The following is a 13,151-nucleotide window of genomic DNA, read 5'->3' as shown; positions in this document are numbered from 1 at the left end:
GACAGAATCTAATGGTTGGAGTGACAAGGCAAAAAGTGCGCCAAACCATCAGGATCTGCGCTCGGATACCGTTTTTGGGCACTTCCCGTTGTCGGAACGTCGGAAAAGGTGCTACTAAGCTAAGGATCGGCAGGACAATTGGCAGGCGGATGGGCAAAGCGTAGTGTGCTTATCGAGGCCCTGAGGGGAGCACAAACAGGCCATCCTCCGAAATCGGGGGGTCTGTACCCCGGGTAGGCAACTCGAGTTTCGGAGTTCGAGGCACCTGCCGATGGCGGCCCCCATCCCGACTCGGAATTGAACTCCGAAACTTGAAGTTTTGAAGCAGGGGAACAATTTCCCGGATTAAAAAATAGAGGCGCTCATGATGGAGAGCGAAGTGCGCCCCTATCGACAACCGAGAACTTGGCCCAGGGAAGATGGGCCACGCTGCGCTTTGCCCATCCTACAAGGTGGCCCCCTTAAATCACTGCGGTTACATCCAGAGAATGCTGACTAGAACTTCTTGCTCAGTCTAAGGTAGTAGCTACCACCGTTAAATCCGGCAATGTGGTTGACCGGATAGATCGCCCCCAGGAAGCCAGGCGTGCGTCCATTCCAATCATCAATTTTCCACTCATCCGGCTGCTCGTCGAACAGGTTCTTCGCACCGACAGCAACAGAGAAGGTGTCGTCGAAATCCCATCCGAGTTCGGCATCAACGATGACGAGGGGATCCGTTACCAACGGAAGATTCGGGTCATTAAACAGGCTCTCGTAGGTTTCATCATAGTAATTGATACGAAGCAGCCCGCTAAAAGCGCCCTTGGTGTGGGACACGGTGAAGATTGTGCGAGTGTCCGGCAAAGCGTCTTCGATTTCATGTTTACGACCATCGCTGATCGCCTGTTCACGACCCGTAACCGTGGTGTCATTCCAGTTGAATGATACGGTCTTCGCGCGCTGCCAGCCGGGCGCACCATCGTCGCCGCATCGGAATTGGGTTCCCGATTTGCATTGAGGGAAGGAACGATCGAGATTAATGCTTCGATGGTTTTTGTATTCCCCTGGCGCTGGAGATCTGAGCCGGTGAGAACGTCTACCGGTACTGGAAAAGATAGCGCTGATCTTTCCACTTGCGCCGGGAGCCAAGGACGGAAACCTCCTCAATCCCTTCCTGCATACCCGCACTGTTGTTTTCTTGCTGGTCAACTGTAGTTGCCTCTTGAGCAAGTGAAATTGCAGGCAGAAAGCTGGCCGGGACGGCGGGATAAGCCCCCCGGTAACCATTTTCTTTATCGCATTTTGACAACATAACAATAAAGGGAGGGCCAACATTTGATTGAGCCTCTGGTACTTTTTACCGAGACTCTTTCAATATCTATTAGCGTTCTGCGGGGCTTTTGCCCTGATGTCCTGCCAATAGCCATTAACCAACTCAAGTTCCGGAGTTCGCGGAACCAGCCCTGCTGGCGAACAATGGCGTTGCCATTTAGCACTGTCTTTTCGCCTGCAGGGCAGGCCCCGCAGCAGACACAGCGGACCACCATGCGGCACGGCGCCTTGATCTGAACTCTGAAACTTGAGTAACCAGAATGCGAACTGCTCTCTGTCTCGCCCATCCTGTGTGTAATTACGCGCCAATAGGCTTTACAGGAATACTAAACAGGTCTAGCCTCCTGCCGGATTTGGTTTTGCCAATTTATTGAGGTGGCAACCAAAATCTTAGCGGTACAGCGATGAGACCGGGAGACTTCCCACGGCTCGTCACCAATAACAGACAATAAAAAGGACCGTATCATGAAGAAATTCTCAAGAGCGCCAGCCCTTCTGGGCCTGGTGGCGGCCGGCCTGCTGCCTGTCGCCACCTGGGCACAGCCGGTGGGCTATGCCACTTTAAATGGAGGCACTACCGGCGGCGAAGGGGGTGAAGTCGTCTATGCGACCACCGGCACCGAGATTCACGCGGCATTGTGCAATCGCGCCTCCAGCGACACGCCCATCATCATCCAGGTCGAGGGCACCATTAATCACGGCAATACCAGCCAGGTCTCGGGTGACAGCTGCAATACCGCCGCAGACAAGATCGAGCTCAAAGAGGTCAGCAACGTCACACTCGTTGGCGTCGGCAACGGCGCCCTGTTCGATGAGCTGGGTATCCACCTGCGCAGCGCATCCAACATCATTCTGCGCAACCTGCATGTGCGCAACGTCAAGAAATCCGGCTCGCCGATTTCCAATGGCGGTGACGCCGTTGGTATGGAGAGCAATGTATTCAACGTCTGGGCGGATCACCTCACGCTTGAGGCCTCCGGCGGCGAAAGCGCGGGATACGACGCACTCTTCGATATGAAGAACAACACCAAGTACGTGACCCTCTCCTACAGCATCCTGCGCAATTCGGGCCGCGGCGGCCTGGTCGGTTCCAGCGACAGCGACGACACCAACGGACCGGTGACCTACCACCACAACCTGTACGAGAACTTGGACTCGCGGGTGCCGCTGTTGCGCCATGCGACCGCGCACGCGTTCAACAACTACTATCGCAGCCTCAACAAGTCCGGCCTGAATCCGCGCATCGGCGGCCAGATCAAGGTGGACAACAATTATTTCGAGGACTCCAAGGATGTGTTGGGAACTTTCTATACCAACGACATGGGTTTTTGGGACGTAAGCGGAAATATCTTTTCCAACGTTACCTGGTCCGAGGAGGGTGATAGCAATCATCCCGCAGGCCCGAACCCTGTATCGACAGTTTCCATGGATATTCCCTACTCCTACACCCGGGACGATGCCGGTTGCGTGCCGCAGATAGTTCTGGCCACAGCGGGCGCCGATACTGGCCTGCTGGAATCCGACGGCAATTGTCAGTCCAGCTCATCGAGCTCATCCAGCAGCAGCTCTACGTCTAGCAGCTCCAGCAGTTCCAGCTCTTCCAGCAGTAGCTCTTCCGGTGGTTCCGGTGGCGAACTGGGTACTAACCTCTCCATCGGTGCGGGCGCTGACGGCAGCAGTAAGGGTAGTGGCAGCAGCTATGGCAATGTGATCGACGGCGACCTGCAAAGCTACTGGCAGCCCGCATCCTCCAGCGGTGAGCGCGTCTCGGTTAAATGGAGCAGCGCCACCGCGTTCAATACCGTGATCATTCGCGAGATCGGCAGCGCGGTGCAAAACTGGCGGCTGGTGAACCACGACACCGGTGCAGAACTCGCCTCCGGCACAGGCATCGGTTCTGCACTGCAGGTGAATCTCGGCGATGTAAGCATGAGCAAGATCAATCTAATGATCGACACTGCCAGCAGCGCGCCGCAGATAGCCGAACTAGAGGTCTACAACGCCAGCGGCGACCCGGCCACCACCGTCACCTTGGAGGAAAACGCCAGCGGTTTCTGCTCTGTAAACGGCGCGGTGGAAAGTGAATGGGCAGGTTACACCGGCAGCGGCTACGCCAACACCGACAATGCCTCCGGCAACGGGGTGAATTGGGCGGTATCCGCACCTGCGGCCGGCGTCTACACCCTGCAGTGGCGCTTCGCCAACGGCGGCAGTGACAGGCCGGCAGATATTCTGGTCAACGGCGGTGTCGTTGCCAGTATCGGCATGCCCGGCACCGGCGCCTGGGATAGCTACGCCGACAGCGGCACTGTGGACGTGGGGCTGAATGCAGGCTCTAACCAACTGCGTTTGCAGGCCACTGACAGCGCAGGCCTGGCCAATATCGACCACCTGGATGTCACCGGCAGCAGCCCGCAGCCGGGCAGCTGTAACTAATCCATATTCATTGACATTCCTCCCCTTCCTAAAGGAAGGGGATTTCTCCCACGAGAAGCTCATGCCCGAGCGCGAGAATGTTCCTGGCCGCGTTCAAATCGCGGTTGTCCGAGGCATCGTTCTCGCAACAGGTCCACTCCCTTATTCCGAGCGCCGCCCTATCTTTCGGGCTGCAGTGGGGAATAACCCCGCAGCGCGAGCAGCACTGAGTGGCTCCCTTCGGGCGGGCCGCTAAGCGGCCATCTGCGGCGTTACATTTACTTGCCGTAGCGGGCTAGGCCTGCGCAAAGGCGCTTTGCATCTGGCGCTTGGCGGCCCACTGATATCTGCATTTGAATACCGTGTCTCCACTTCGACAACGACGTTGACGGTCCGGCCGCTCCACGTACTCGCGGTATCTGCGGTCCTGCCGTTCTGTCAGGTGTCATGCATTGACAGTTTTGTGCTGGACGTCACGGAAGGTGGCTTTACAAATTTCTTTTGAGAGCGCTAACATTCCAAGGCAAATTGGTTTTGCCAATTTTTGTACTTGCAGCCAGCGTCCCGGTACAGCGATGCCGAGAGAACCCTCGCGGCCTTTCCAATAATCGATAATAAATTTGCCATATGAAATCACTCCTGAGAGCAGCGGCTTCCCTGAACCCGCCAGTACCCGGCAATGACAGTAACTCCCCTTCCTCGTCGTCTTTCGCAGGCGGCTCTTCCTGCAGGGAAACTTAACCGCTTGGCGCGGGCGAATAGCCAGGGCCAAATTGGTACCTGAGCACTGTTATTTTCAAACGTTTTGGTACCAGTGCTCAAACGAAAACTAACTACTACTAGAATGGAGCGAATAAAAAAAATGATCACATCAAGGAAAAAAGTCTTTTATGGCTTGGGATTAACGCTACTCCTGTTTGGGTCGGCGAGCCCGCAAGCACAAACAGGCGATAATCTTTCCATCGGTGCCGGCGCTGACGGCTCATCAAAGCTCAGCGGCACCAGTTACGGCAACGTTATTGACGGCGACATCGGCACCTACTGGACACCTGACAGTTCAACCGGTCGCGTATCCGTGAAGTGGCCTGCGGCAACCACTGTCAGCAGCGCAGTGATTCGTGAAGCCGCAGGCTTCGAGGGCAATATCGGTTCATGGCAGATGGTCAACCACAATACCGGCGATGTCCTTGCAAGCGGCGCGGGTGCAGGCACAATCAACTTCAGCAGTACCAGCCTCACCAAGCTGAATTTTGAAATCCTGAGCAGCAACGGCACGCCAGCGGTTGCCGAGTTCGAAACCTATGAAAGCAGCTCATCCGGCGCCACCGGAAGCGTAAACCTCGCTGTAAGCGTTTCCGGCGCCAATGCCACCCTGAACTGGGACGTCAGCGACATTGATGTTTCGTACCAATCGGTTTACCGCGATACCGATCCAAACCCGCAAGGCCGCACCCGCATCGTCGCCAATGTTGCGGGAAACAACTACACCGACCGCGATCTCCCCGACGGTACCTACTACTATTGGATCAAAGTTGTTGACACCAGCGGTAACGCCTTCAACTCCAATGGCGATGACGCCGTTATCTCCACCACAACAACGCTGAACCTTCAGGAAAGCAGTGGTTTCTGTTCGGTGGACGGTTCAATAGATAGCAATCATGCCGGTTTTACCGGCAGTGGATTTGTCAATACGGATAACAAACTCGGAGCGAGCGTTACCTACAGCATCAATTCGGATTCCGCGCAAAGTGTGCAGGTCGATATTCGATATGCTTCGACCAGTAATCGCCCGGCAAACGTCGAGGTGAACGGTTCCGTAGTGGGCACGGTTAATTTTAATTCCAGCGGGGCATGGACAAACTGGACCAGCGAAAGCCTTACTATTCCTTTGCAGGCAGGTGAAAATACCATCAGACTGGTTGCGCAAACCGCAGATGGATTGCCCAATATCGATTCCCTGGCAGCTGTTGGTGTTAGCTTGAGCCCGGGAGCCTGTGGCGCTGGACCTGACACTGCTGACTGTAATGACGTCACAGGCGTACCGGTTATAACGGTCGCTAAGGACGGCAGTGGACAGTACAGCACGGTGCAGGCTGCCATCAACAGCGTTTCATCCTCGAATAGCCAGCCGACACACATTCGCATCAAGCCCGGCGTCTACTATGAAAAACTCGTTATCGACCGGCCGAACCTGACTCTGTGCGGTGAAACCGGTAAAACCGCTTCAACGGTTCTGACCTATGACGATACCTCGGCCACACCCGACGGAAACGGGGGCACCCTCGGTACTTTCGGTAGTACGAGTGTTGCTATTAGCGCGGACGATGTTTCGGTGGAAAATATCACCATGGAAAACAGCCATGGACCGGGAATCCAGGCGGTAGCCGTACGGATTACGGCGGATCGTGTGCAATTCCGTAATACCCGCTTTCTCGGCAACCAGGATACGCTCTATGTGCACAGTGGGTCCCAGTACTTCAAGGACTGCTATGTCGAGGGAACTGTCGATTATATTTTCGGCCGCGCCACGGCGGTCTTTGATAACTGCCAGATTCACAGTGTAGGCGGCGGCACGTCGATCACTGCACCCAGTACGGAACAGGCACAGCCTTATGGTATTGTCTTTCTTGGCGGGCAAGTGACAGCTTCTTCCAGTGTAAGTAACGGCAGTGTTGCACTCGGCAGAAACTGGCGCCCCTACGGTTCAGCAACCTATCTGGGAGTAGACCTGGGTGCGCATATTTTGCCTGAAGGCTGGAGACCCATGGGCGACAACACGCTCGATACCGCGCGTTTTGCCGAATATGAAAACACCGGGCCCGGCTCGAATACTTCGCAACGCGTGCCCCAGTCAAGGCAGTTGTCCTTCGCGGAAGCAGCGAACTACACCGTGGAGAATATCTTTGACTCCTGGGTGCCGAGCTATAGCAATGGCAGCGCTGATAGCGCCAGCGCTCCTGTGCTATCACAGGAGGGCAACCCGGTACACAGCCGCTTTAACAGGTATTTGACCGAGTGGAGTCTGAGCACCAATCAGGCGGACATCATTCTCTCTTATCAATACGACAACGGCGGCTGGCCGAAGAATCAATCCTACAGCAGCATGGGCAGTGGCGGCAGCGGTTCCGCAACCATTGATAACGGCGCGACCACGCTGGAAATGGCCTATATGGCGGAGATGTATAAGCGCACCGGTAATACCACCTACCGCGATTCCGCCAGAAGGGCCATGAATTACCTGCTGGAAATGCAATATTCCACAGGCGGCTGGCCACAGTTCTATCCTTTAAGGGGCGGATACTCGGACCATGTCACCTTTAACGATAATGCCATGACGCGCGTTTTGACTGCCTTATATCATGCGGAGAGAGGCTCAGCGCCTTTTGATACAGATGTTTTCAATAGCAGCGACCGCGCACAGTTCCGGGCTGCAATTGACAAAGGAGTGGAATACACCCTGCGTGCCCAGTGGAGACAAAACGGTGCATTAACAGTGTGGTGTGCGCAACACGGGGCAACGGATTATTTGCCAAAGGCTGCGCGTGCGTACGAACTTGAATCACTCAGCGGCAGTGAATCGGTTGAAATTATCGCGTTTTTGATGACACAGCCGCAAACACCGGAAATTGAAGCCGCAGTGAAAGCCGCTCTGGCCTGGTATCGCAGTCCGAATACCATTCTGGAGGATTACACCTACGATAAATCCACCATAGAAAAAATTATCTCCTCACCTGGTGACAGAATGTGGTATCGCTTTTACGATCTCGATACCAACGAAGGTTTCTTCAGTGATCGTGATGGCGGCAAGTATTACGACATCATGGACATCTCGGAAGAGCGCCGCGAGGGTTATAGCTGGGGCGGAAGTTATGGGGAGAAAATAATTTCCTATGCCGAGAGCGTAGGTTACTGATAAACAAAATGCCTCGGGATCGGCAAATTCCGAACCGGAGGAAACCCTTTCCAAAGCCGCTTTCATAAGCGGCTTTTTTATTGCCATCATAGCCCAATGGCATTAGGTTTAAGGGGCATGAGGGCAATTTTTGCAGGATGGGCAAAGCGTACACGAAAAAATGCTCCATGCGTTTGCACCGAGCACCTCCAGGTGCTCGCCCTGCGGGAGCTTCGCTGTGCCAAATTGCTCCGTCCATAGCGGGCTCGTTCCCGTCAAGGCCCGGAAGATGGGCACACCACTGCGCTCCTTGATCCCCGCTGTAGGGTGCGCCGTGCGCACCCTCCCAGAACTGACACGAACTCCACTCTTTCATGGTGCGCACAGCGCACCCTCGCCAGAAATTTATAGAGTCCCTCAATTACTCCTTTTGCAATTTAGCCTCAGCTATTTTGCGAACAATTTTCCAAATTTCACTCCAGGTTGAGGACGAAGTTGCCGTCTGGTGCCAACCCGTGCACATAATTGGTTTTGCCAATTTTGCATATTGGTAACCATCGCCGGCCTGTGTTGTAATCAATCCACGCGATCGTGTGCCCTGAGCCCCGACTCCGCTCAGGGGTACGTGGCCATCCCTGCGGTTTCCGCGGAGTTGATGCCTCATGCGTTCTCGTCGTTATCTGCATCCTTCCATTCGATGCTTGGGGAGTCGTCACTTATTAAATAATAACCAGGTGATTTATGAGAAATATCTACGCGATTGGGCTTGCGTCAGCGGTGGCGCTATCCTCCCCCGCTCTTGCGATCGATTACTTCGTCGACCCGAGTGGCGCTGATGGTGCCTATACCACCATCCAGGCGGCGGTCGATGCCGTCGCGGGACAGACGGCCACCGACCGGGCCAACATCTTCATCGCGCCGGGCACTTACAACGAGATTCTCACCGTCGGCAAGCCCTATGTCAGCTTCGTCGGCCAGGGCGCATCACCCGCTGATGTCACGGTTGCGTTTACGCGCACCCCTACGATGGACGCTACTGGTCAAGGCGAGGTGGTGAGCATCCGGGCGAGCGCCACCGCCTTTATGGCCCGCAATGTCACTTTCGAAAACACAACGCCTGATCAAAATGTGACCCAGGCCTTAGCAGTCCGGTCCAGGGCGGACAAAACGATCTTTGACAACGTGCGGTTCCTCGGCTACCAGGACACGATCCTTATTGACGGCAATTCGCGGCAGTACTTCACCGATTGCTTCATCACCGGCGACACCGATTTTATCTATGGCGATGCCACGGCTGTCTTTGATCACTGCCTCATCGAGAGCACCAATCGCGGCTACATCACCGCGGCCAATACCAAGCGGACCACGGCCAATGGCCTGATCTTTCTCGACAGCACATTGGTCCCGGGCACTGACCGCAATGAGCTCGACGACGGTACGACGGCTGGAGATAACTCGGTTTTTCTCGGAAGGCCCTGGCATTGGTATGACGAAGACACCATGCCAAGCGTGATCTTCATCCGCACGAAGATGGACTCACACATCCGCATCGATGCGTGGGATCCCTGGAATGGCACCGGTGATGCCACCGTGGACCCCGACGAAGATCGCGACCCGCACACGCGTTACTCGGAGTTCGCCCCCATGGATCTGGAAAGCAACCTGTGGCCTATCGACCCCGTGACGGGGCTGCCCGAGGGCCGCGTGGAGTGGGCTGACGCCATGACCGACGATCACGCCCAGCACTACACCCTCGACAAGATCTTCGGCACCGTCGACTTCTGGAACGACAATCCATTAGCCCAGCCGGAAGGCACCGGCCAGACCTATCTGCCCCAGGGCGATGGCCTCGCGTGGGATCCCCTGGCCCAGTTGGCGTTGCTGCCCGACCCGGTTTTTCCCGAGCCCGGTTCGTGGAAGCACAAGAGAAACAACAGGAACTCGTGCGCCGAGAATTGAGGCGATCTTCTTTTCGGGGCGTTTCAGGTTTGGCCTGAACGAATCCACCTCATGGATGGCCGCGCATGTGGTGCGGATCGCTTGTGGGCCATGCGGTTAATTCGGTAACCAAAGCACACAGGCTCCAGGGCAAGGCGAAAAGGCGCAGGACTGGCAGCGCTAGTTCAAGCTTTTTCAACGCAGCACTGGGGCCTGTGGCAAAGTGATCGGTTACAGAATTTGCCGCATGGCCCACTGGGCGACCGGCCAAACGCATCGGTCCGCGTGCCCATCAAGGCCCGGAAAATGGGCAAATCGCTGCGCTCCGATCCCCGCTGTAGGGTGCGCCGTGCGCACCATCCCTGAGTTGACGCGAACTCCAGCTCCCATGGTGCGCACGGCGCACCCTACGTTCGAAATTTATAGAGATCCTTGATTACTCTTTCTGCAGATTTAGCCGCCATTTTGCGAAATATTTTCCGGGCGCTCGCCGTTGAGGGTGAAGCGGCTCGCTTCCAACCATCTCGGGTGTAACTCCACGCCAACAGGCTTTACAAGTTTATTACACAGGACTAGCCTCTCAAATGAATTTGGCTTTGCCAATTTATCTTGTTGGCAACCAGATTCCTCCAGCGGTACAGCGATGATGCCGCGGCAGTCCCCTCCCGCGGCCCCTATTCAATAATTGAAAATAAATAAGGACCGTATCATGAAAGTACTCTCCAGAGCGCCGGCCCTCCTGGGCCTGGTGGCAGCGGGCATGCTATCCGTCGCCGCCTGGGCACAGCCGGTGGGTTATGCAACTTTAAACGGAGGCACTACCGGCGGCGCGGGCGGCCAGGTCGTCTACGCAACCACCGGCACCCAGATTCACGCGGCATTGTGCAATCGCGCATCCAGCGACACTCCCATCATCATTCAGGTGGAAGGTACCATTAATCATGGCAACACCAGCAAAGTCTCGGGTGACAGCTGCAATACCGCCGACGACAAAATCGAAATCAAAGAGGTCAGCAACGTTTCGATCATCGGCGTCGGCAGCGGTGCCCTGTTTGATGAGCTTGGCATCCATGTACGCAGCGCGTCCAACATCATTCTGCAGAATCTGCATGTGCGCAACGTGAAGAAGTCCGGCTCGCCGACTTCCAACGGCGGCGACGCCATCGGCATGGAAAGCAATGTGTACAACGTATGGGTGGACCACGTCACACTGGAAGCTTCCGGTGGCGAGAGTGAGGGATACGACGGGCTGTTCGATATAAAAGCCACCACCAAGTACGTGACTCTTTCCTACAGTATCCTGCGCAACTCGGGCCGCGGCGGCCTGGTCGGCTCCAGCGACAGCGACAGCACCAACGGGCCGATTACCTACCACCACAACCTGTTCGAAAACCTGGACTCAAGGGTGCCGTTGTTGCGCCATGCAACCGCGCACGCGTTCAACAATTACTATCGGGGAATTTCCAAGTCCGGCATGAACCCTCGCATCGGCGGGCGGATCAAGGCGGACAACAATTATTTCGAGAACTCCAAGGACGTGTTGGGAACCTTTTATACCGACGATATGGGCTATTGGGATGTGAGCGGAAATATCTTTTCCAATATCACCTGGTCCTCGGAGGGTTCAGACAATCATCCGGCAGGCCCGAACCCTGTGTCGACAACATCCATCAGTATTCCCTACAGCTATACGCTGGACGACGGCGGTTGCGTGCCGCAGGTGGTGTTGGCCACCGCGGGGGCCAATACCGGCCTGCTGGAATCCGACGGCAATTGCCAGGGCGGCGGCGGTTCTTCAAGTTCCAGCAGCAGTTCTTCGTCCAGCAGCTCCAGTTCCTCCAGCAGCTCATCCGGCGGTAGCGGTGAGCTGGGCCCCAACCTCTCCATCGGCGCCGGCTCCGATGGCAGCAGCAAAGCCAACGGCACCAGCTACGGCAATGTGCGCGACGGGGATCCGCAGAGCTACTGGCAGCCCAGCTCCAGCAGCGGCGAGCGCATTTCCGTGAAGTGGACCAGCGCCACCTCCTTCAATACCGTGATCATCCGCGAAATCGGCAATGCGGTGCAGAACTGGCGGCTGGTAAACCACGACAATGGCCAGCAACTGGCCTCCGGTAACGGCATCGGCTCCGCCCTGCAGGTAGTTCTCGGCGATGTGAGCATGAATAAGATCAATCTAATGATCGACAGCGCCAGCAGCGCGCCGCGAATCGCCGAGTTCGAGGTCTACAGCGCCAGTGGCAGTGGTGGCGGTGGCAGCACCGGCACCATCACCCTGGAGGAAAATGCCAGCGGCTTCTGCTCGGTGGACGGCGCGGTGGAAAACGAGTGGGCCGGCTACACTGGCGGCGGTTACGCCAACACCGACAACGCCTCCGGTAATGGAGTGAACTGGGCGGTATCCGCCCCCGCCAGCGGCGTCTACACCCTGCAGTGGCGCTTCGCCAACGGCGGCAGTGACAGGCCGGCGAATATACTGGTGAATGGCAGCATCGTCGCCAGCCTCACCATGGGCACCACCGGTGCCTGGAACAATTACGCCGACAGTGGCACCGTGGACGTAGGCCTGAATGCCGGCAGCAATCAGGTGCGCCTGCAGGCCACCGGTAGTGCGGGCCTGGCGAATATCGACCATCTGGATATCACCGGAAACGGTCCACAGCCGGGCAGTTGCAACTGAGGCTTCCTGATCTCACTCCATCCTCACAGGATGCGGGCGCCCCTCGCGGGCGCCTGTTTCATTGAGGCAGCCAGCTCACCCGACTGCGCTCAGAGGGGCAAGATTATGATCAGGCTCGAGGGCGAGGCCGGAGGCGAATTCAGCGGGCTTCATTCCTCCGCCGGGTATAGGATCGGCCACTCGGACGGTGCCACTGGTTCGCCCCCGCATTCACGGGCACGAAACTCGACAAGTTGAAATGTGCCGGTGCGCAAGAGCCACTTGCCCATGGAGCCGCAGTCGCCAATCCCGCGGGCTTTGTTGAAACTGGTCAGCACACCACTCTCCGGATTGAATTCGACGTTGACCAGGACTTCCGTTGGTGTGCGTTTACCATCCGGCAGATATTCGTCAAACGTAACCAGCTGCGGTTCCCCACCCTGTGCCTCCGTCATGAAAACCAGGCTGCCGAGATTGTAGGCGCCAGCCCAGCAGGGGACGATATGAAGTAGTTGGCCGGCGCCGAGGGAATGGGTCGTCGGCTCAAGTCCTTCCGGGAGTTCTTCGTGTCGGCATTCCGCGTGGCTGTCGCGAAGCTCGAGAGGGAATCCATCGGTGGAAGCGTTGTCGGTTTTGTTCCCTGGGTTGGCGTAAGTGGCCGCTGCGGCCGCAGCGAAGGCTACCGCGACGGCGATGAAAAGAACAAAGTTTCTATTGGAAATCATAATGGGTATCTCTTCTTCCATGTCACCCGCGTAGTATCGGATCTCTGTCCAGAAAATTCTTTCCCTACTATAAACTGCCTGTCATCGATAGGCATCCGCAACAGTTATTTGTCTTTGGTAATCAGCACCTGGGACTGACGCAGGCAGCCGTCAGCGCGGAACTGGTCGTGAGCCAGCTAACTGGAAAAAATACCGCGGCCATTGATAC

At 56.4% G+C, this 13,151-nt stretch carries 6 protein-coding genes; 4 read left to right on the top strand and 2 right to left on the bottom strand.

The annotated features are described in order from the left end of the window. Window positions 1–495: 495 nt before the first annotated feature. A complete protein-coding gene (locus tag PP263_RS13155) occupies window positions 496–1,191 on the bottom strand; it encodes a TonB-dependent receptor (protein WP_308363982.1) in 696 nt (231 codons plus the stop codon). 588 nt (window positions 1,192–1,779) lie between these two features. On the opposite strand from PP263_RS13155, the gene PP263_RS13150 reads away from it, so the two are divergent. From PP263_RS13150 to PP263_RS13135, 4 genes are all read left to right on the top strand, one after another. After that, on the top strand, window positions 1,780–3,750 hold the full coding sequence (locus PP263_RS13150; protein WP_308363981.1) for a CBM35 domain-containing protein: 1,971 nt from the start codon (window positions 1,780–1,782) through the stop codon (window positions 3,748–3,750). 841 nt (window positions 3,751–4,591) lie between these two features. Further along, window positions 4,592–7,642 carry a pectate lyase gene (gene pelA / locus PP263_RS13145; RefSeq protein WP_308363980.1) on the top strand — a complete coding sequence of 1,017 codons (3,051 nt, stop codon included), beginning with the start codon at window positions 4,592–4,594 and terminating at the stop codon, window positions 7,640–7,642. A 720-nt stretch (window positions 7,643–8,362) separates the two neighbouring features. Then, window positions 8,363–9,580, top strand: coding sequence for a pectinesterase family protein (locus PP263_RS13140; protein ID WP_308363979.1), 1,218 nt, complete (start codon window positions 8,363–8,365; stop codon window positions 9,578–9,580). 688 nt (window positions 9,581–10,268) lie between these two features. After that, complete coding sequence (locus PP263_RS13135; protein ID WP_308363978.1) at window positions 10,269–12,239, top strand: CBM35 domain-containing protein; 1,971 nt, start codon at window positions 10,269–10,271, stop codon at window positions 12,237–12,239. A gap of 149 nt (window positions 12,240–12,388) precedes the next feature. Here PP263_RS13135 and PP263_RS13130 read toward each other — a convergent pair whose 3' ends face one another. Continuing rightward, a complete protein-coding gene (locus PP263_RS13130; protein ID WP_308363977.1) occupies window positions 12,389–12,964 on the bottom strand; it encodes a DUF1176 domain-containing protein in 576 nt (191 codons plus the stop codon). Window positions 12,965–13,151 lie beyond the last annotated feature (187 nt).

Origin of the sequence: Microbulbifer sp. TB1203 (assembly GCF_030997045.1) — a bacterium.
GTDB lineage: Bacteria > Pseudomonadota > Gammaproteobacteria > Pseudomonadales > Cellvibrionaceae > Microbulbifer.
The sequence above is the reverse complement of the archived record's forward strand: the minus strand, read 5'-3'. Positions and strand labels throughout refer to the sequence as shown.